General features: G+C 41.3%; 20 protein-coding genes. 8 read left to right on the top strand and 12 right to left on the bottom strand.

What is annotated here, in order from left to right:
• Window positions 1–76 precede the first annotated feature (76 nt).
• Window positions 77–325 (top strand): GlsB/YeaQ/YmgE family stress response membrane protein, encoded by a 249-nt coding sequence (locus tag JI723_RS14760; protein WP_070924984.1) that lies wholly within the window; start codon window positions 77–79, stop codon window positions 323–325.
• A gap of 441 nt (window positions 326–766) precedes the next feature.
• Here JI723_RS14760 and sseA read toward each other — a convergent pair whose 3' ends face one another.
• Together sseA and JI723_RS14750 are read right to left on the bottom strand one after the other, a co-directional pair.
• Window positions 767–1,606 carry a 3-mercaptopyruvate sulfurtransferase gene (sseA, locus tag JI723_RS14755; protein WP_272581059.1) on the bottom strand — a complete coding sequence of 280 codons (840 nt, stop codon included), beginning with the start codon at window positions 1,604–1,606 and terminating at the stop codon, window positions 767–769.
• A gap of 25 nt (window positions 1,607–1,631) precedes the next feature.
• Entirely contained in the window at window positions 1,632–1,793 is a 162-nt protein-coding gene (locus tag JI723_RS14750; RefSeq protein ID WP_175442435.1) for a hypothetical protein, read from the bottom strand.
• A gap of 363 nt (window positions 1,794–2,156) precedes the next feature.
• Here JI723_RS14750 and dinG point away from each other — a divergent pair, with 363 nt between their 5' ends.
• The gene (gene dinG / locus JI723_RS14745) at window positions 2,157–4,274 is read left to right on the top strand and encodes an ATP-dependent DNA helicase DinG (RefSeq protein WP_319068743.1); all 2,118 of its coding nucleotides are present in this window, start codon (window positions 2,157–2,159) and stop codon (window positions 4,272–4,274) included.
• Window positions 4,275–4,494: 220 nt separating this feature from the next.
• On the opposite strand, the gene dps is transcribed toward dinG, so the two are convergent.
• Together dps and rhtA are read right to left on the bottom strand one after the other, a co-directional pair.
• Entirely contained in the window at window positions 4,495–4,998 is a 504-nt protein-coding gene (gene dps, locus JI723_RS14740; RefSeq protein ID WP_070924982.1) for a DNA starvation/stationary phase protection protein Dps, read from the bottom strand.
• Between the two features lie 261 nt (window positions 4,999–5,259).
• The gene (gene rhtA / locus JI723_RS14735) at window positions 5,260–6,147 is read right to left on the bottom strand and encodes a threonine/homoserine exporter RhtA (RefSeq protein WP_070924981.1); all 888 of its coding nucleotides are present in this window, start codon (window positions 6,145–6,147) and stop codon (window positions 5,260–5,262) included.
• A 377-nt stretch (window positions 6,148–6,524) separates the two neighbouring features.
• Here rhtA and JI723_RS14730 point away from each other — a divergent pair, with 377 nt between their 5' ends.
• From JI723_RS14730 to JI723_RS14720, 3 genes are all read left to right on the top strand, one after another.
• Window positions 6,525–7,103, top strand: coding sequence for an LOG family protein (locus JI723_RS14730; RefSeq protein ID WP_272581057.1), 579 nt, complete (start codon window positions 6,525–6,527; stop codon window positions 7,101–7,103).
• 7 nt (window positions 7,104–7,110) lie between these two features.
• Complete coding sequence (locus tag JI723_RS14725; protein ID WP_272581056.1) at window positions 7,111–7,572, top strand: GNAT family N-acetyltransferase; 462 nt, start codon at window positions 7,111–7,113, stop codon at window positions 7,570–7,572.
• A gap of 353 nt (window positions 7,573–7,925) precedes the next feature.
• Window positions 7,926–9,500 (top strand): ABC-F family ATPase, encoded by a 1,575-nt coding sequence (locus JI723_RS14720; protein ID WP_420704856.1) that lies wholly within the window; start codon window positions 7,926–7,928, stop codon window positions 9,498–9,500.
• A 64-nt stretch (window positions 9,501–9,564) separates the two neighbouring features.
• Here the strand turns inward: JI723_RS14720 and JI723_RS14715 are convergent, their stop codons facing one another.
• The 3 genes from JI723_RS14715 to moeA all read right to left on the bottom strand — a co-directional run bounded on the left by JI723_RS14715 (window position 9,565) and on the right by moeA (window position 12,019).
• Complete coding sequence (locus JI723_RS14715; protein WP_070924978.1) at window positions 9,565–9,900, bottom strand: zinc ribbon domain-containing protein YjdM; 336 nt, start codon at window positions 9,898–9,900, stop codon at window positions 9,565–9,567.
• Window positions 9,901–10,022: 122 nt separating this feature from the next.
• Complete coding sequence (moeB, locus tag JI723_RS14710; RefSeq protein ID WP_337979971.1) at window positions 10,023–10,748, bottom strand: molybdopterin-synthase adenylyltransferase MoeB; 726 nt, start codon at window positions 10,746–10,748, stop codon at window positions 10,023–10,025.
• A gap of 29 nt (window positions 10,749–10,777) precedes the next feature.
• Entirely contained in the window at window positions 10,778–12,019 is a 1,242-nt protein-coding gene (gene moeA / locus JI723_RS14705; protein ID WP_272581054.1) for a molybdopterin molybdotransferase MoeA, read from the bottom strand.
• A gap of 497 nt (window positions 12,020–12,516) precedes the next feature.
• On the opposite strand from moeA, the gene folE reads away from it, so the two are divergent.
• Both folE and yeiB read left to right on the top strand, forming a co-directional pair.
• Complete coding sequence (gene folE, locus JI723_RS14700; RefSeq protein WP_070924976.1) at window positions 12,517–13,176, top strand: GTP cyclohydrolase I FolE; 660 nt, start codon at window positions 12,517–12,519, stop codon at window positions 13,174–13,176.
• 6 nt (window positions 13,177–13,182) lie between these two features.
• Window positions 13,183–14,343, top strand: coding sequence for a DUF418 domain-containing protein YeiB (gene yeiB, locus JI723_RS14695; RefSeq protein ID WP_319068798.1), 1,161 nt, complete (start codon window positions 13,183–13,185; stop codon window positions 14,341–14,343).
• 43 nt (window positions 14,344–14,386) lie between these two features.
• On the opposite strand, the gene sanA is transcribed toward yeiB, so the two are convergent.
• From sanA to JI723_RS14670, 5 genes are all read right to left on the bottom strand, one after another.
• Window positions 14,387–15,091, bottom strand: a complete 705-nt coding sequence (sanA, locus tag JI723_RS14690; protein ID WP_070924975.1) for an outer membrane permeability protein SanA — start codon at window positions 15,089–15,091, stop codon at window positions 14,387–14,389.
• Window positions 15,092–15,184: 93 nt separating this feature from the next.
• Complete coding sequence (locus JI723_RS14685) at window positions 15,185–15,946, bottom strand: IclR family transcriptional regulator (protein ID WP_081335822.1); 762 nt, start codon at window positions 15,944–15,946, stop codon at window positions 15,185–15,187.
• Window positions 15,947–16,063: 117 nt separating this feature from the next.
• Window positions 16,064–17,560: a CoA-acylating methylmalonate-semialdehyde dehydrogenase gene (locus JI723_RS14680; protein ID WP_272581053.1), complete on the bottom strand. Its 1,497-nt coding sequence runs from the start codon at window positions 17,558–17,560 to the stop codon at window positions 16,064–16,066.
• A gap of 14 nt (window positions 17,561–17,574) precedes the next feature.
• Window positions 17,575–18,732, bottom strand: a complete 1,158-nt coding sequence (locus tag JI723_RS14675; protein ID WP_180355045.1) for an iron-containing alcohol dehydrogenase — start codon at window positions 18,730–18,732, stop codon at window positions 17,575–17,577.
• A gap of 12 nt (window positions 18,733–18,744) precedes the next feature.
• The gene (locus tag JI723_RS14670; RefSeq protein WP_140180608.1) at window positions 18,745–20,139 is read right to left on the bottom strand and encodes a GntP family permease; all 1,395 of its coding nucleotides are present in this window, start codon (window positions 20,137–20,139) and stop codon (window positions 18,745–18,747) included.
• Between the two features lie 434 nt (window positions 20,140–20,573).
• Between JI723_RS14670 and murQ the strand changes: the two genes are divergently transcribed.
• Entirely contained in the window at window positions 20,574–21,494 is a 921-nt protein-coding gene (gene murQ, locus JI723_RS14665; protein WP_319068756.1) for an N-acetylmuramic acid 6-phosphate etherase, read from the top strand.
• Window positions 21,495–21,498 lie beyond the last annotated feature (4 nt).

The following is a 21,498-nucleotide window of genomic DNA, read 5'->3' as shown; positions in this document are numbered from 1 at the left end:
GTCGAATGTCATCGTATGGCAATTTAATTGAGTTAAGCTCTATTTTACCTGATTCAATTACGTATGGAGGTCTATGATGGGGGTTATTTCTTGGATTATATTTGGTCTTATTGCAGGTATATTGGCTAAATGGATCATGCCCGGAACCTACCAGATCGGTTTTGTGATGACAACTGTCCTTGGGATTGTCGGTGCTGTTGTAGGTGGTTACATCAGTACATTCTTTGGTAAAGGTAGGGTAGATGGCTTCAACTTTGGTAGTTTTGTTGTTGCAGTAATCGGTGCCATTGTGGTGTTATTTTTAGCTGGTATTTTTGCTAAATAATAGAGTTGTCATTGTCAGACAAAATAAATTCCCTTATAAACCACAGTTATGCTGTGGTTTATTTTTTAGGAGAATTTAATATGTTCTTATATACAAGGCTGTAATATTGTTCAAAGTGAATGATGTTGTATTAATGACGGTATCTTTTGTATGTCTATCAATTAAGTCGGTTTTAATAATATTAAAAAAAATATCGCCGCAGCGTTTATGCAAATTAAATAGCGATATCATTAGTTTTTATTTCGAATCGAAACTGAATCTGAAATAACTTGCTCTATTAATATCATCCCTTTTGTTGAACCTGTTATACACGTTATATTTGAAGATGCAGGGTTATTGACTACGCTTAGCGAATTACAGAGTTTATCTATGCTCCTCGTCTATCCTCGCTTGTCGCTTAGCTGCATCCTGAATATATAAAGGGATGATTAATTATTTTGCTTACGCTTCGATAGGCAACCCGTTATCTTGACCCCATTCAGCCCATGAACCGTCATATAACCTAACATGTGTATTACCAAGTAATGTTAATGCCATAAGAACGACCGCCGCTGTCATTCCAGAACCACATGTTGTGACTGAAGGGGCATGAATATCAATACCTTGTTCAGTAAATAGGGCTTTCAGTTGCTCAGGGGATTTAAATTCGCCATTTTCAACTAAGAGATCCCAAGGCATGTTTTTACTGTTTGGGATATGTCCCATTCGTAAGCCTGGACGTGGTTCAGGTGCTTGTGCCAAGAAACGTGCGGCAGCGCGTGCATCAATAATTTGCACTTGTCCTTGTTTAACTAACTCAAGTACTTGGGTTTGATTCAATACATTTGCATCGTGGCGGTTAGCTGTATAATTTTGTGCTGGTGGAGGTGTAACTTCCCCTGATTCAGTGGCAAAACCAGCAGCCTTCCATGCCTCAATACCACCTGCAAGAATTTTCACATTTTTATGACCCATCGTGGTAAATGTCCACCATGCTCGCGGTGCAGAAAATAAATTGTTTTGAGCGTAGATGATGACTTGGCTATTGTTGCCAATGCCCATATTGCTGACTGCATGGTTAAAGGTGTCTGCATCAGGCAGCATATGCGGTAAATCAATACTTGTGTCAGCGACTTCGTCTTGATTGAAGAACTGGGCTGTTGGAATGTGCTCTTCTCGCCAACGCTGCCGGCAATCATATGGTGCAGTGGGTGGAGGAGATGAAGCATCTAGTACGATAAGGTTAGGATCTGATAAATGGTCATGTAACCATTTAGGGGTAACGAAGTGAGCGTCATACATAAATAGTCTTCATCCTGATTTAATATTATTGGGCCTGCCCCACTGATGGCAAAATTGAGGGTTGCTGTGACTGGTTTTGCTCAATAGGTGTGGTTGAGCGTGTATAAATATTCATACCCGCTAAGACAATTCCGCCAACAGAACCGAATGCACAGAGCGCAAAAAGTGCGATAACAACCATTTTCATTTTTCTAGCCTATCTATAGCTTAAGTAAAAAACAGAGTTAAAGTATAACCTGATGTTTGTTGCAGACAAGTTAAATACTCTTTTTTGTGCACAACAGTTGCTAATTTGCCAACCTGTTCCCAATTTTGTGGCATAATGGTTTTTTAAACAGTAGTTTTTGCGAAACGCTTTGCAATGACATCATTGTAAATTGCTACCTATTGGCCTACTTGGCTTATGCTATATGTGAAAACCATTTGAAAAGTAAATCATTAAAACGCTGAATGACGCGTACACGTGAGTGGTATCAGTTGTTTTTCCACATCGAGTCGTAGCTTGATAGATAGCATGCCTGCATTTTTTATTTAAATAACAGCGAGTCCTATGTCCCTGTCAAACAAAATCAAAGAACACATAACTCAATGGTACAAAGGGTTATCATTACAAATTGACGGGTTCGTTTCCCGCGCTCCTCAGCGCCAGATGATAGCAGAAGTTGCAAAAAACTTAGCGGATGAAGAGGGGCGCCATCTAGTTATTGAAGCGCCTACTGGCGTAGGAAAAACGTTGTCTTATTTGATCCCAGGGATTGCCGTTGCCCGTGAAGAAGGCAAAACATTAGTTGTGAGTACGGCTAACGTTGCGTTACAAGATCAAATTTTTAGTAAGGATTTGCCACTACTCAGTAAAATTATTCCGGATCTTAAATTTACAGGGGCATTTGGCCGTGCACGCTATGTGTGCCCTAGAAATCTTGAAGCTATTTGTGCAGCTGAAGGTGAGCAAATAGACTTAATGCTATTGGTTGAAGATAAAGCTGAGATTGCGAATAGTGAGGAAAGGGCACAATGCCAACAGCTGCGTAATGATTTTCATAGCTTTGCGTGGGATGGTTTACGAGATCATCATAAACGTTCTTTCAGTGATAGTTTATGGCGCAAAGTAAGCACAGATAAAATGAATTGCTTAGGGCGCAATTGCCAATTTTATCAGCGTTGTCCATTTTTTATTGCCCGCCGTGAAATTGAAGATGCTGATGTGGTTGTCGCTAACCATGCTTTAGTGATGGCGGCAATGGAAAGTGAGTCGGTATTGCCTGAACCCAAAAAACTGCTTTTAGTGCTTGATGAAGGTCATCATGTCCCTGATGTTGCGAGGGATGCGTTAGAGGTGGAGGGGGAAATTACTTTAGTTCAACTCACTGCACAAGTGGATAACTTTATCCATCATGTTGGGCAATATGTTGCTCAGTTTAGGCCAGCTAAGCCGCCAAAATTGGCAAATCCAGAACGACTACAACAACATGCAGAAAAATTAAGAGCTGCATTTCGTGACTTCTCATTACTTACCCAAGCATTGTTGCCAGAAACATCGAAAGAAAGTGAGTACTTATTTCCGATGGGGCAATTACCTGAAGCCATGCAGCTATGTTGTCAGGATCTGTTTAAATTAACTGATGCACTCAAGGGACTCGCTGAGTCTATTTTAAATGATTTAACAGAACAGACAGCGAAACAGGATATTGTGCGTTTACATCGTTCTATTTTGTTGACCAGCAGGGCAATGGGGTATTTTGAAAATATGGCTAAGCTGTGGCGTTTAGCAGCTCTAGATCAAACATCAGGAGCGCCTGTTTCTAAATGGCTTAGCCGCCGTTATGAAAAAAATCAGTCGCGTTTATTTATGCATTGCGCAGGGATCCGAGTTAGTGAGCAGTTACAGCAGCTTTTATGGCGTAATGTACCGCATATCGTGATCACTTCGGCGACATTGCGTTCGCTCAATAGTTATTCACGTTTCCAAGAATTGAGTGGCTTGTCAGAGAAAAGTGATGACAGGTTTGTCACTTTATCATCCCCTTTTAATCACATTGAGCAAGGGAAGCTGATTATTCCACAAATGGTCAATGAGCCAACAATGGCCAATGAAGCGGAACATTTAGCTGAAATGGCAACTTATTTTCGCAATGAATTGGAAAAAGAGACTCATCGTGGAATGTTGGTGTTATTCAGCAGCCAGAGAGCGATGGAGGGCTTTTTAGAACATGTGAAAGATTTGCGTTTGCAACTATTAGTGCAAGGCGATCAACCACGGTATCGTTTGGTAGAAACCCATTGTGAGCGGATTAATAAAGGCTTAGTCAGCGCATTAATCGGTTTGCAGTCTTTTGCTGAAGGGCTTGATTTAAAAGGTGAATATCTAACTCAGGTACATATTCATAAAATTGCTTTTCCACCTGTGACCAATCCTGTGATTATTACGGAGGGAGAGTGGTTGAAGTCACTAAAACGTTATCCATTTGAGGTACAAAGCTTACCTAGTGCATCTTTTAATCTTATTCAGCAAGCAGGGCGTTTGATCCGCAGCCATGAGTGTTATGGCGAAATTATTATTTATGACAAACGCTTAATCACTAAAAATTATGGTAAGCGATTACTTAACTCATTACCTGTTTTTCCTATTGAAAGGCCTGTAATGCCAAATAGTAGCGATAAAAAATAAGGGCTCCTTTTTATGGAGCCCTCAGACTGCTGACAAACGTATTCTGTTTGGCGGCAGTCGTTAAGGTTTTTGAAATCAACGAGGAAAATCAATTTATTGATTTTCAGCTAATAACACGAAGCGGGGAAAAACCACGCTTTTGCCCCGCTTCGTCAACAACCTAGGGCTCCTTTTTATGGAGCCCTAAAGGGTCAATCGAGGTTGACTATTTTTAACGACATTACTCAATATTTGCTTCTAAGAACCATAAGAACTTATCGAGATCACGAGATGCGGCAGTAAACATATCTGCACTGTCTTCATCTTCCACTTCATCAATTGCCTTACGAATATCATTCGCAACAACGGCATAGCGATCAGCTAACGCTTTGAGGTGATCCTGAACATCATGTATATCAATTGGGTAAGCTTCCAGTGAAGTAAACTTATTGACTTGCTGAGTAGTACCAATTGCAACACCGCCTAGTTGAACTGCGCGTTCAGCAAATTCATCAAGATGCTCTACTAAGCTGCTACGAAAGCCATCAAGCATTTCATGAACAGCGATAAAGTTACGGCCACGCATGTTCCAGTGAGCTTGTTTGGTCATCAACGATAGGTCGGTAAAATGCACGACCATCACGTTTAACATATCAATAGTTTCTAATTTAACGCTATCTTCAACGTCATTACGTGTATATAAAAGGTTTGTTTGAGGTGCGGTAACTAGTTTAGCTGTACTCATAATTTATCCTCTTATAATTAAATTATTTAGTTAATCTCTGTTTCTGTTAACTAATATAACGAAATGAATTTAAATTGTCATAATGGAATATTCTATTACTTTAATAGGCATATTCGATATTAAGAAAAAATTAATTAAATGTTATTTAAATATAGGATAGTTTTAATGAGCTAATATTTCAACAATATGAAATAAACTTTACAAGAAATTAAGGTTAATGAAAATATTAACCTTAATTCTATATTTTTTTATTTTGCTGATTTAAGAAACTTTTTCTATTTTTGTTTTAGGTCGTGCTGTAGATGTTGAACCAATTGAAGCACAAACAATACATAATAATGCTAACCATTGAGTTGCAGTTAAATGTTCTTGAAGGAAAATAATTCCCATAAATGCTCCCATACAAGGTTCAAGGCTCATTAATGTACCGAATGTTTTTGCTGGAAGGCGTGTTAAGGCGATCATTTCCAGTGTATAGGGGAATGCAGTAGAAAGAATAGCAACTGCGAGCGCTAAAGGGAGTATGGCAGGGTCAAACATGGCTTCAACACCGGTTTGCATTAACCCTATAGGGAAAAATATCATGGCCGAAATAAAAGAGCCTATTGCCACGGTTGCGGCACCATAGCCGGCGCCAGCACGTTGGCCGAAAATAATATAAATTCCCCAACACACACCCGCGCCGAGAGCATAGAGTGCACCCACAAGATCTAATTCACCGATATCACCTCTAATAGGCAATAAAAATAATAATCCAACAATAACTAAAGCGATCCACAGAAAGTCAATTGGTCTGCGTGATGAAAACATCGCGACGGCTAAGGGGCCAGTAAATTCCAATGCTACGGCTATTCCTAGAGGGATCCGTTCAAGTGACAAATAGAACAGATAATTCATGGTGCCTAATGAGATACCATAAGTTAATAGAGGAACAAGGGAGCTACGTCTAAATTTTAAACGCCAAGGCTTAAAAATAATAAACAAAATAATGGTAGCAAGTAATAGGCGCAGTCCAGTTACACCGGGAGCTCCGATAACGGGAAAAAGTGTTTTTGCCAGAGAGGCACCACCCTGAATTGACGTCATTGCGAGTAACAGCAACCCTACAGGTAATAAGGGAAACGCGCTCTTTTTGGTGTCGGCAGACATGATATAATTAAACCCCAGAAATACGTAATATACTTGTCACATATCAAATGCAGTAGTCGAATTATTTAGAGTATAGACCAGTAAAAAGACTCGTCACTTTTGAATAAATAATCTACTAAGAAATAAAATGCATAATATTTGGTGAATACCGAAAGTTGGCACGGCATTACTATGATTATCGCATAAATTAGCTCTAGTTAATATGTGTTTACAAAATATAGAGCACAATAAAACATGATTTTTTCTAAGACTCATATTGAATGTCATTGACTAGAAAGGAGGCTATATGGAATGGCCTCAATTTCGAATGTTGAGCTTATCAGGATGTGACGTATAATTATTTTCCGTTAAAAAAACACTATAACAACGAGGAAAAAATGAGAAAAATTAATAGTATTGCAGTGTATTGTGGTTCAAGCATGGGAGCGAGTGAAATATATAAGCAGCAGGCCATCCAATTTGCTGAAGAAATGGTCAGACGTGATATCACATTAGTTTATGGTGGTGCGAGTGTTGGCATTATGGGGACAGTTGCAGACACAATTTTATCACTTGGAGGCAAAGCTATTGGGGTGATCCCATCGCTTTTGGAAGAACGTGAAATTTCCCATAAAAATTTAACTGAATTGTATAAAGTAGAAACAATGCATCAACGTAAAAGCAAAATGATTGAATTAGCTGATGGTTTTGTTGCTTTACCTGGTGGCTATGGCACGCTTGAAGAGTTCAGTGAGGTGTTTACATGGAGCCAAATTGGTCTACATACCAAACCTTGCGGACTATTTAATATTAATGATTATTGGCAGCCCCTGATCGATATGACGAATAAAATGGCTGATGAAGCTTTTTTACAGGAAAAATATCGTCATATGGCGATTGTTGAAACTTCACCAGCAGCATTGATAGAGCGTTTTGAATCTTATGTTGCACCATCAGTAAAAACTTATGATAAATGAGGTTTGCATGATCCGATGTGCAGTTAAACAAGATCTAGAAGCCGTGCTTTCTTTGTATGAATTGTTATTTTCAGAAATGGCAGCACTTGATCCGGAAAGATTACAGCCAGCTAAGCAAGCGACTGAATTCGTAGAAAATGCGATTACAGATGACAAGTTTAATTTGTTAGTTGCTGAATATAAGGGAGAAGTTAAAGGCTTTTGTTTTGCACAAAGACAATCGGCAGATCCATATAATTGTATGGTTGCTCGTGATTTTGCTTATATTTTTGATCTCGTCGTTTCACCTGAATTAAGAGGACAAAAAATAGGGCACCAATTTATTGAGCAAATGAAGATTTGGGCTAAAGATAATAATTTGAGCCATTTAGAACTTTCTGTGCTAGCGCAAAACCATCAAGCCATAAAATTTTATGAAAGAGAAGGTCTTACAGAAATTACGCGTACAATGGGTATTAAATTAGATTAACAAATCGGAGTGTGGCTTAATATCGATTAAGCCACCATTGTAAAAATATTCATCATTTCAATCTCCATACAATAGCCATTTACATGGCATCTATACTCTAAATAATGCATGGTGTAGGTAGACGACAAATGTAGATAGGTGGAGCAGCAGAGATAAACTGTATGGCCTGCCAACCTCCTACAATTTGAAGCATGACGAGTATATACCGCAAAGTGCCGAGGTTATTACTAGGGGCTGCATAAACAGCACAAGATCTCATCGTCTGATTGTGGCATAATGCGCCGCTATTTGGTGGGGTATCTCGACATCGTAAACTTAAAGGCATAGAAGTGTTACAGACAAACAATATCACTATGCAGTTTGGCAGTAAGCCACTGTTTGAAAATATTTCAGTTAAATTCGGGACAGGGAACCGTTACGGATTGATCGGTGCAAATGGCGCCGGTAAATCAACATTTATGAAGATTTTAGGCGGAGATCTCACGCCAACTTCGGGTAATGTCAATACTACTGATCCTAATGAACGCCTTGGTAAGTTGCGTCAGGATCAGTTTGCTTTCGAAGAATACACCGTATTGGATACTGTGATCATGGGGCATACCGAGCTATGGAATGTGAAGCAAGAGCGCGACCGCATATACGCACTTCCTGAAATGAGTGAAGAAGATGGTTACCGTGTCGCCGATCTTGAAGTCGCTTATGGTGAAATGGATGGCTACAGTGCCGAAGCTCGTGCCGGTGAATTACTATTAGGTGTTGGGATCCCTGTTGAGCAACATTATGGCCCGATGAGCGAAGTCGCTCCGGGTTGGAAATTGCGTGTTCTATTGGCGCAAGCACTGTTCTCTGATCCAGATATTTTGTTGCTTGATGAGCCAACGAACAACCTTGATATTGATACGATCCGTTGGTTAGAGCAAGTTCTCAATGAACGTAACTGCACCATGATCATTATTTCCCATGATAGGCACTTCCTCAATACCGTGTGTACGCACATGGCCGATTTAGATTACGGTGAATTGCGCCTGTTCCCGGGTAATTATGATGAGTATATGATTGCGGCGACGCAAGCAAGAGAGCGTCTGCTCGCAGATAACGCGAAGAAGAAAGCGCAAATTGCTGAATTACAGTCATTTGTTAGCCGTTTCAGTGCAAACGCATCAAAATCAAAACAAGCGACTTCTCGTGCGCGTCAAATTGATAAAATTCAGCTTGATGAAGTGAAAGCTTCAAGCCGTCAAAACCCATTTATTCGTTTTGAACAAGAGAAAAAACTGTTCCGTAATGCATTGGAACTAGAGGGAGTTACGAATGGTTATGATCAAGCGCCGCTGTTTAAAGATCTTAACCTACTGCTAGAAGTTGGCGAAAAAATGGCGGTGATCGGTGCTAACGGTATCGGTAAAACGACATTTTTGAAAACGCTGGTGGGTGAATTACCACTAAAAAGCGGCACAGTGAAATGGTCTGAAAACAGCACTATTGGGTATTATGCGCAAGATCATGCAGAAGATTTTGAAACCGATCTGAATGTCTTCGACTGGATGAGCCAGTGGAAAAATGAAGGTGATGATGAGCAAGCCGTTCGTAGTATTTTAGGGCGTTTGTTATTCTCTCAAGATGATATTAAGAAAAAAGTTTCCGTACTGTCTGGTGGTGAGCAAGGGCGCATGTTATTTGGTAAGCTGATGATGCAGCAACCAAATATTTTGATTATGGATGAACCTACTAACCACTTGGATATGGAATCAATTGAGTCTCTTAACTTAGCGCTTGAGCTATATAAAGGGACTTTGATTTTCGTTTCACATGACCGTGAATTCGTCAGCTCATTAGCAAGTCGTATCTTAGAAATCAAAGAAGATAAAGTGATTGATTTTAAAGGTACTTATGATGAGTACCTGAAGAGTCAAGGTGTTGTAGAATAATACGTTAGTCAACAATCTAAGACCTAGCCATCGGCTAGGTCTTTTTGTTTTAACGGGTTGTTAATTAGTTCTTTTTAACAAACTCAGATTTCAGTTTCATTTGACCGAAACCATCAATTTTACAATCGATATTGTGATCGCCTTCGACCAAGCGAATGCCTTTCACTCGAGTACCAATCTTCAACATTGATGAACTGCCTTTTACTTTGAGATCTTTGATGACAGTGACAGTATCGCCATCTACCAGCAAGTTGCCATTGGCATCTTTAACGATCAATTCATCACTTTCTACAACGGGTTCGGCATCATTCCATTCATGCGCACACTCAGGGCAAATATACATATCGTTATCAGTATAGGTGTATTCAGACTGACATTTTGGGCAAGGAGGGAATTGCATATTAAATACTCTCAGTTACTTATCTAAAAAGGGTGACTGAAGGTTGTTGAGCCACCACGAAAGGGGATAGTATAAGGTTAAAGCAAAAACAATCCAGTTTTTAGGATTATTCTTAACTTTGATCAGCGAGCACACACTTCGCAATCGACATCTTTCATCAGTTTGAATTGGCGAAATTCCATCGTCATGGCATCAAAGAATAGCACTTTACCTACATTCACTCTGCCATACTGAGTTAATAATTTTATGGTTTCCATCGCCTCTAAGGTACCAATGGTACCAACCAGTGGTGCCATTACCCCTGCTTCTACACAAGTTAAGCTATTTTCGCCGAACAAGCGGCTTAAACAGTGGTAGCAAGGCTCATCATCGCGATAGGTAAAAACGGATAATTGCCCTTCCATACGGATGGCCGCGCCTGAAACTAATGGAATTTTACGTCTAAAACACAAACGATTAAGTTGTTCACGTATTGCGACATTATCAGTACAATCTAAAATTACCTGATGATTTTTAATCAGTTCATCAAGCTGCTGATCATCGAGTTGGGCATAAATCGTGGTAATATTAATATGAGGATTGATCGCAGCAAGCTGTGTTTTAGCCGAATCGACTTTAGGTTGTCCAATCGTTGCATCTCGATGCAACGTTTGTCGCTGTAAATTAGATAAAGAGACCGTATCAAAGTCTACGAGGGTCAGCTGACCCACCCCCGCAGCGGCAAGATATTGAGTTGCTGCACAGCCTAAGCCACCCAAACCAATCACCAGCACTTTACTGTCTTTGAGTTTTTCTTGCCCGTCAAAATCAAATCCACGCAAAATAATTTGGCGGTTATAGCGCAGCATTTCTGTATCAGTTAACTCTTGCACAATAGCTATTCACTTTTCAGTAAGTAATTGAACATTTCTACATCAACGGTCTCACCGGCAGCGACTCGACCTCGCTCTCTTTCCAACACAATAAAGCAGTTGGCTTGACTAAATGAGCTAAAAACATGAGAGCCTTGGTGGCCAGTTGTTGCGACTTGTAGCTGGCCATGATTATCAACACTAAGCACGCCGCGTTGGAAATCAAGACGGCCAGGGCTTTTCTTTAAAGGTGTTGTGACAGGAACTTTAAATCGCGCAGGGGCTTTCCACTGACTATGTCCTGCTAGGCGAGCAATCAATGGTTGCACTAATTGGTAGAAAGTTAATGCGGCTGAGACAGGATTTCCCGGTAGCCCGCAGAACCACGCTGAACTCAGTTTACCAAATGCGAATGGTTTTCCCGGTTTAATCGCTAGCTTCCAGAAACCAATTTGGCCGAGTTCATCTAAGATTTGTTTTGTGTAATCGGCTTCACCAACAGAGACGCCACCACTGCTGATCACCAAATCGGCTTGCTTATCAGCTTCAATAAACGTTTGCTTCAGTTTTTCAGGAGAGTCAGGGATCACACCAAGATCGATAATTTCACAGTTCAGTTTTTCAAGCATCAAGCGAACCGTAAAACGGTTGGTATCATAAATTTGACCTTCAGCTAGTGGCAAACCAACAGCTTGCAGCTCATCGCCCGTTGAAAATACGGCAACTTTTAAGCGGCGATAAACATTCACAGTGGACACCCCTAATGAGGCAATCAGCGGTAATTGTGCGGTAGAAAGTAAGGTTCCTGCTGGGATCACACTGCTACCTTTAGCAATATCTTCGCCCGCACGGCGTATGTTGCTGCCTTTTTTTACGGTCCCTGTAAACAGGATCCCTTGTGCTGTTTCTTCGGCCTCTTCTTGCATGATCACGGTATCAACCCCATGAGGAATGGGGGCACCGGTCATGATACGAACACAGCTACCTTGAGGAAGTTCACCTTGCATAGGCTGCCCAGCGAAGGATTTACCTGCTATTGGCATCGGCGTTTTGCCATCCCATTCACTAAAACGCAGTCCATAGCCATCCATTGCAGAGTTATCAAATGGCGGAACATTGATCGGAGAGATAATATCGGTTGCAGCTATGCGCTGTGTCGCGTCAGTGAGTGGAATAGTTTCTGAGCAGGTGATGGTTTGTGTTTGTGAAAAAAGTTTTTCTAATGCCTGCTCCAGTGAAATTAGCCCTGCGGTATGACACATATCCATTATTATATTACCCCTATAATTTTACTTTGCCATTGAGGCTTAAATCGTGTTGTGCTGCTTATTATGTCAGAGATAACGCATTGGGTGAATGAGTAGATATTGACGAATAATAACGTTTAGTCGGATTGTGCGATTTTGAACTATTGCTGCACTGAATAAACGAGATGACTGCAATTATGTTATTAATTATAGTTAAATAATGATATATCCATAGTGATAGCAAAAATGGTCGTGAAGAAATGAACATTTTTGCATGCAAATATTTCATATGATCGACAGATGTAACGCTGGATTATCTAGACTTGCTGTTTTAGAGTACGCGCACACCTGCAATTTTATATTTATAAAAATCGTTATGCTTTAAATAATTCAAGTTACAGTTAGGCGACCAGTGAGTCGCTAGGAGCCCATAGCAGTGGGTGGCTAGTGCGAGTGAACGAAGTCAACAACACTGTAACTTGAAGTATGACGAGTATATACCGTTTGTGGAGAATCGAATGTCATCTCTGAGTAAAGAAGCCGAGCTGGTTCATGCTGCGTTGGAAGCTAGAGGGTTAGAAACCCCATTACGCATTCAGCCTAAATCAGGCGCAGAGCGTAAGCAACTGATTGAAGGGCACATGACAGAGATCATGAAGTTACTGAATTTAGATTTAACGGACGACAGTTTAGCGGATACACCAAAACGTATTGCTAAAATGTATGTTGATGAAATTTTTTCAGGTTTAGATTACGCCAACTTCCCTAAAATTACCGTCATTGAAAATAAAATGAAGGTTGATGAAATGGTTACGGTGCGTGATATTACCCTGACTAGCACTTGTGAGCATCATTTTGTCACTATTGACGGTAAAGCGACAGTTGCATATATTCCAAAAGATAAAGTGATCGGCCTGTCAAAGATTAATCGTATCGTGCAGTTTTTCTCACAGCGCCCACAGGTACAAGAGCGTCTGACGCAGCAAATTTTAGTCGCATTACAAACCTTATTGGATACCAATAATGTCGCGGTATGTATTGATGCAGTGCATTATTGTGTGAAAGCGCGTGGTATTCGTGATGCAACCAGTGCAACAACCACGACTTCCTTAGGTGGATTATTTAAATCGAGCCAAAATACCCGCCAAGAGTTTTTGCGTGCGGTACGTCATCAATAACTTATGATGGCAGCAACAGTATCGCCTGAGTCTCAAGGGCGTATTTATTGTCTTGATGCAGTTCGCGGCATAGCAATTCTTGGTATTCTATTAATGAATATTTTTGGATTTGCGTTGCCGCAAATGGCATATATGAATCCCGTTTACACCTCATCTGTAGAGACACCTGATATCACTATTTGGGTGATTTTCAACCTGTTGGTTCAAGGTAAATTCCTAGCCATTTTCTCAATTTTATTTGGTGCCACATTAGCGTTATTGCATCAGCGAGGGCAACGATGGAATGCCTGTCGTCTCGTGATATTAGCTATTTTCGGTATTATTCATGGTGTTGGATTTTGGGAAGGTGATATTTTGCTGGCCTATGCATTAACAGGGCTGGTTGCAGTATTATTGTTTTATCAAAAAAGTGAATACAGTTTACTTAAGATTGCCTGTGCTATTTATGTCATTGGCCTGATGATTTTGTTTGTATTGGGTAGCTTAATCGATGCCAATGATTTTTGGATTGTTTCTGATGAACAAGCCCTCTTCGAGTTATTACAAAAAACAACGGGGGGGATGGTAGGGCTAACCTATAGAGCGCAATCTGTTTGGAATATGATTGAAATGTTATTCATTCAGTATGGTTGGCAATTATTGGGGCTGATGATCGTAGGATTTCTACTATTGCGTAATGGTTGGCTACAAGGGCGATTTAGTACTCAGCATTATCGACGCATGGCATTAATATTCATTTTTCCCGCCTTATTGGTACAGCTAGTGTCTCTGTATTTGCAGAGTCGATTTGGATGGAGTTATTTTTCAACATCAATCGTGGGCTATATCATTAATGAATTGATGATACCGTTACAATCCCTCGGTTATATCGCCTTAGTTTATGGTTTTTGGCAGACGATTGAAGGTCGTTTAATGGCAAAAATCTTACAATCTATTGGTCGCATGGCTCTCACGAATTACTTATTGCAAACACTGATTTGTACTACCATTTTTTATCATTTAGGCTATTTTAATTCTTTTTCACGGAGTGAATTACTGGGATTTATTGTGCCGATTTGGTTAGTTAACATGCTATTTTCTTATTGCTGGTTACGGTTTTTTAACCAAGGGCCGATAGAATGGCTATGGCGTAAGTTAACCGATCGCTTATATGTTGTTTTGCGTTAAAGTTAATCAGGTAACCAAATGATATTGGTTACCTTGAAACAAATTAAAAGTTTTTGCTTATTTCATCTGGTGAGACCGCTGGGTAGCCTTTAATCCCCTCGGGCATTTTTATCGGGGCGGGGATCGACTCTTGTTCCCCTAAAAATTTAGGTTCTCGATTTAAAATATAGAGATCTGCTAACGCACCTAAACGAGCAAATACCTCGCGCACTCTCACTTTAAACATCGCTTTTGGTGTTGGAACCGCAAGACATTGAGCATCGATCCCTTTATGTTTTGCAATAAACAATGCCCGCTCACAATGGAAACGCTGAGTGATAATAGTAAAGTTATCAGTATCAAAGACTTTTTTGGTACGTACCACTGAATCCAGTGTTCTAAACCCAGCGAAATCAAGCACAATTTTTGATGCAGGAACACCTGCGTTAATTAGGTCTTTACGCATATTGATGGGTTCATTGTAGCTATGAGCGCCATTGTCACCACTGAGTAGCAAATATTTCACTTTGCCACTGTGGTAGGCATCAGCAGCGCCTTGGATCCGATAGCTGTAATATAAGTTTTTTGCGCCAGATGCATAATATTTAGAGGTACCTAATACCATCCCAACATCACGCGCGGGAAGCTCTTCGACATTTTCATAAATATACGGAGCGGTGTCCCAAGCTATCCAACGGTCAAGTAAAATAATCGTTGCTAACGCTATCCCTAAAATGATGATCAGACCATAAAGCAGACGTTTCCGCATTGTCCTAGCCTAAATTTTTAATAGTCGTAATAGTAAGGCTACTTGACTTAAATTGGTGACGCAAGTCGAGCAACGTAAAATCCTGTCAATGGATTAACAATATTCGAGATGACTGAGGGCTTGTGCTGATTTTTGCATCACGGGCACGAATTCTAGTAGTGATTCGAGCGGTGTGCGAATTGCCGGAGCATGGGTATAAATACAAGCAATTAATCGATTTTTTTCATCTTTAACGGGAACTGCACAAGCCACCATGCCATCAATAAACTCTTCATTATCTGTACTGATTTCCATGTGTGCAATCTTATCAATTTGCGCATTCAGTTCAAACATATCAACTAATGTATTGCGGGTCATTTGATGAATAGGAAGTGCTTTTAGTAAGCTTTGCCGTTTAGATTCGCTGAGACTAGCAAGATACAATTTGCCGCTGGCGGTGCACCATAAAGGTGTACGGCTACCTTCAGGTAGATTAATTTGTAAAGGCCAATTGGCTTGAATTCTTTCGTAATACAGCATTTCTAACCCATTGGGTACGGATATCCCACAGGTTTCATTGATTTCATTGGCAAGTGTTCTGAGAATGACTTGGCGTGCGGATTTAAAGCGAACACTATTCCAAACGCCTTGTGATATTTGAAAAAAGCGGTTACCAGGTTCCCAGAGCCCACGCAAATTCATTTGCAAATAGCCATCTTGTTTCAATTGAGCAAGTAGGCGGTGAACAGTTGGTTTGGGGATCGCCAAATCATGGGCAATGTCAGCAGGTGAAAGAGGATTATCTGATTTGGCAATATGTTCAAGGATCGCCAAAACTCGTGTTACGGCTGAACTTTTATCATGCTGCGTATTCAATATGCGGTTTCTCTTAACATAAATTTTTGGTTATGTTGGCATTATCGCAGGCGCGAATCAAGAAATCTATTGGGGAAATGAGCGCGCTTCCCTTGATCAGAGAGAAGCGCAGGTAAGTTACTTCATGGTTGGCATGGAGAATTCAGCGCCTTCACGCAGGTTAGCTGATGGCCAACGTTGTGTGATCGTTTTGCGGCGAGTATAGAAACGTACACCATCAGGGCCATAGGCATGTAAATCACCAAATAGCGAATTTTTCCATCCACCAAAGCTGTGGTAAGACACCGGAACGGGGAGTGGAATATTGATCCCGACCATTCCTACCTGAATGTAATCAGCAAAGTAGTTTGCCGCTTCACCATCGCGCGTATAAATACAAGTCCCGTTGCCGTATTCGTGTTCATCAATCATATCCATCGCTTCTTGCATGGATTTAGCACGGATCACTTGTAGCACAGGGCCAAAAATCTCAGCCTGATAGCTATCCATTTGTGTCGTCACATTATCGATGAGTGTTGCGCCAACAAAGAAGCCGTTTTCATAACCACTGACTTGTGTTTTACGGCCATCGACAACGATAGTCGCACCTTGTTGCTCTGCGCTAGTGATATGTCCGAATACTTTTTGTTGATGTTCACGGGTGATCACAGGGCCAAAATCGTTATTTTTATCACTGTAAACGCCCATTTTTAGTGATGACATTCTATCTTTCAGTTGGCTAACCAACTCATCAGCAATGTCATCACCGATAGCGACAGCCACCGATAGCGCCATACAACGTTCACCAGAAGAGCCAAAAGCGGCACCTAACAGTGAATTAACCACGTTTTCCATATCCGCATCTGGCATAACAATCGCGTGGTTTTTAGCTCCACCAAGCGCTTGGCAGCGTTTGCCATTAGCGGTTGCAGTTGCATAAATGTATTGAGCAACAGGTGTAGAGCCAACAAAACTCACCGCTTTAACACGTTTATCCGTTAATAAGGTATCTACGGCTTCTTTATCACCATTAACAATATTAAATACGCCGTCAGGTAGCCCTGCTTCTTTTAATAGCTGACCGATATATAGGGTTGCACTAGGGTCGCGCTCTGAGGGTTTAAGCACAAATGTGTTACCACAAACTAAGGCGAGTGGATACATCCAAAGCGGTACCATGGCAGGAAAGTTAAAAGGTGTGATCCCCGCAACTACGCCTAGAGGTTGGAAATCACTCCATGAATTAATGCCAGGGCCGACGTTTTTACTGAATTCGCCTTTTAAGATCTCTGGTGCACCACAGGCATATTCAACGTTTTCAATACCACGTTGCAATTCACCGGCTGCATCATGAACGATTTTGCCGTGCTCTTGGCCGATTAAACGGCAAATTTCATCGGCTCTTTCTTCCAGCAATTGCTTATAGCGAAACATAATGCGTGCACGTTTCATCGGAGGCGTATCACGCCATTGAGGAAATGCGGCATGGGCTGCACTGATAGCGTCTTCTACGGTTGTTTTGGGGGCAATGGCAACTTGGCGACTGACTTCACCCGTCGCTGGGTTATAAATATCTTGCAAGCGTGAATGGGTTTCATTGCTTGCGCCATTAATAAAGTGTCCAACGATACTCATAGTATTTCTCCTGCTTAATTCCAAAGTTGGGTATAGATAGCAACCATCTCTTCAATAGTCGGGATCCGGGGGTTATTGTTAGGAGAGCCAGACGCTTCTGCTTGTTTTGCCATGGTCTCGACTACCGAGAAAAATTGCTGTTTATCAATGCCGAACTCGGCTGGTGTTGGCACGGAGAGTTCGCGATTGAGTTCGACAAGGGTGTTGATCAGTTTTTCACAAGCCACATCATCACTGTCTGTTTCTTGTGCAAATGTTAAGGTACGTGCGCAGACGGCATAACGTTGCTTGGCTGACTCTAATGAAAAACGGGTTACAGCAGGGAGCAACATGGCATTCGATAAACCATGTGGAACATGGAAAAATGCACCAATAGGGCGGCTCATGCCATGAACTAATGCAACCGAAGCGTTAGAAAATGCAATGCCAGCGAGCGTAGAGCCTAGCATCATCGCCTCTCGTGCCACTTTGTCATTACCATCATGGTAGACTTTTCGTAGGTTTGGCCCGATCAGTTTCATGGCACATAGCGCTTGGCTATCTGAATAGAGATTGGCTTTACGACTGACATAGGCTTCGATAGCGTGTGTCATTGCATCAATACCAGTGTCTGCGGTGGTTCTTGCTGGTACGCTGAGGGTTAAGTTGTAATCAACGATTGCGGCAGTAGGCATAAAACCTGTGCCCATACACATTAATTTTTCATCCGTTTTTTCATCAGTAATAATAGTCACTCGAGTACATTCAGAGCCTGTTCCTGCTGTGGTTGGAATGGCAATAATCGGCAACCCCTGTTCTTCAACTTGACGTGGAAAACGGTATTCATTGATGACACCGCCGAGTTTGCCAATAACGGCAATTGCTTTGGCACTGTCAATTGGGCTACCACCCCCTAATGCGATGACTGAATCAAAATCAGCACTTCTGACTTTTTCTATACCTGCTTGGATAGACGCCGCAGTTGGTTCAGGAACCGTATCTGAATAAACGTCACTTTCAATACCTGCTTGAGACAAAATAGTTTGTAAGTTATTGAGATAACCTAGTTTTACCATCATATTGTCGGTGACAATTAGGGGTTTTTTACTCTTTAGACCTTGTAAAACATTTGGTAAACGTTTGATTGAATCATGACCAATTTCCAGTGTTCGGGGTAGCACAATCGTAGACATAATGATTTCCTTTTAGAATGAGCCAAATAGTGATCCGAGGCTGATGACGACAATGAGCCCCAGCACACTGCCAACAACGGTCACCATAAAAATATCGAAATAAGATCGTTTGTGGGTCAGGCCACAAATCGCCAATAATGAAATAACAGCACCATTGTGCGGTAGGGTATCTAAACCACCTGATGCCATTGCAGCGACGCGATGTAATAATTCAGGTGAGATACCCGCAGCATCAGCCATTTGTAAGAAATGTTCGCCCATCATGCTCAGTGCGATACTTAAACCGCCAGAAGCCGATCCTGTTGTACCCACTAGCATGCTGATCACAATGGATTCTGAAATCAGTACGTTACCTGCGGAAATGCTCAATAAGTAATTACTGATCACGGCAAAGGCAGCAAGAGAAGCGATAACGGCGCCATAACCCACTTCCGATGCGGTATTAAAGATAGGCAGTAAAGAACCCATAACCCCTTTGTTCATGGTTTCTTTGAGATTTTTCCAACGTGACCAATTTAAAATAATGATGGTGACGCAGGACAGAACTAATGCACCAATGATCGCCCATAATCCTAAAACGCTGTTGAGAGCCGTGTTACCGTATTTGTCTTCTGAAAGATATGCGGTATCCATTAAAGGGATCACCTTACTAAGCAAGTAGTTACAAGAAACGACTAATATGATGGGTAATAGAGCCTTCCAAAGTGCGGGTAGATGGCGATGTTCATCATCGGTAGGCTTTTCAGGAGCATGATAGGTATCACCGTATCCCTCTGCGGCATGTTTCGCCTTACGCACTCGATAGCTTAGCCAACCATAACCTGCGGCAAACATGACCGCTGAGCCAATCAACCCTAAACCTGGGGCGGCGAAGGCATCAGTTCCAAAGAAAGGCATTGGGATGGTATTTTGAATGGCTGGTGTGCCCGGTAATGCTGTCATGGTAAAACTGAGTGAGCCGAGAGCAATAGCGCCGGGGATCAAGCGTTTGGGTATAGCAGCAGCATGGAAAATAGCGGCGGCAATAGGGAAAATGGCAAAACCAACGACAAATAGTGAGACGCCACCGTAAGTTAAAATACTACAGGTGATCACAACCGCTAGCAGGGCGCGATGTCCCCCCAACTTTCTCACCAGCGAATAAGCGATGGATTGCGCTGAACCTGAGTCATCCATCAATTTTCCGAATACGGCACCCAGTAAAAATAATGGAAAATATTTTACGACGTAGCCGCCTAGCCCCGTCATAAAGACTTGTGTGTAGACACCAAATAGCTGAGAAACCTCACCGCTCATCATAACGGCAAACAGAGCCAGTATTGGCGCTAAAATCAATACACTCACGCCCCGATATGCAAAATACATCAACATCAGTAGGGAAAGAACAATGCCTAGGATACTCAACATAACTGTTTCTCCAGTGTTATTAATCTCAGCCTGATTGTCTAAATTTAATTTTTTAGGCTGCGAAATAATCTTGTTATTAATTTGTATCGTTAGTTGATATGAATTGTATTAATAGATGAGATCATTTGGTTAAGCAAATCCGTTGTGACAAAAAAGAAAAGAAAAAGCGCTTAGATCACAAAAAAATTAACAATTCATTAATAACTCGTGACTGAGATCTCAAACATTCTTAAATGAAAATTTCGGATAAGTAATAAAAGGAAGGGAGGGACAGCGTGCTTTTTCACAGCCTAATCGTTTTCCCGATATCAGGTAATGATGTGAAATTGATCACGTAAACCAATACAAATGATAACGTTGCTATGATTTTAATTGAAATAAAAATTCATTAGTAGTAATTTTTTGTGAAATTTAATTTCATTTGAGGTGATGTCATGTCAGTAACCGAAAATACACTCAGTGATTGCTTGCAAAATGAGCTCAATCAAGACACGTTGCAGTTTTCGCGTTTAGACACCTTATCCATGCTAACAGAGATTAATCAAGCTGATAGCACGGTCGCTGCCTCTCTACAGGCAGTGTTACCTGAAATCGCCAATGTGGTTGATATGATTGCAGAGCGCTTAAAGCAAGGAGGGAGGATATTTTATGTCGGAGCTGGAACTAGCGGACGACTTGCTGTCCTCGATAGCGCTGAATGCCCCCCAACATTTGGTACATCGCCTGAATTAGTGCAATCGATTATTGCGGGTGGACAGGCCGCGATGTTAAAAGCGGTTGAAAATATTGAGGATTCTGTTGAAGCCTCAGTTGAAGAGCTTAAACAGCGTGGTGCAAGCGAAAAAGATGTGATTATTGGTATTGCAGCGAGTGGACGAACGCCTTTTACCTTATCAGCGATTGAGTATGGCAATCAATTAGGTGCACTGACGGTGGCTATCACCACACGAGGTCATAGTGTGCTAAGTGAGCTTGCACAATATGCGATTGCTCCTGATGTGGGAGCTGAAGTGCTTTCTGGCTCGACACGAATGAAAAGTGGTACGGCACAAAAAATGATTTTAGGTATGCTCAGCACTTGTGTGATGGCGCGTTTAGGGCGAATTCACACTAATTTAATGATTGATGTGGTGGCAAATAATATCAAATTGCTGCGCCGTGCCGAAAGAATTGTTGGGGAAGTGTGCCAGATCGATACGCAAACAGCCGCAGAGTTGTTAAAGCAAGTGGATTATCATCCACGACGCGCAATTTTAATGTATGAACTTAATATTAATGCACAGCAAGCGACTGATATTGTTCAGAAAAATCCAAATAGTAGTTTGGATCTGATGCTGAATAGCTACCGCGAGTAACGTC

It is taken from the genome of Providencia manganoxydans, from assembly GCF_016618195.1.
GTDB classification, from domain to species: domain Bacteria; phylum Pseudomonadota; class Gammaproteobacteria; order Enterobacterales; family Enterobacteriaceae; genus Providencia; species Providencia manganoxydans.
Note: the sequence above shows the minus strand (reverse complement) of the source record. Positions and strands in the feature narration are given on the sequence as shown.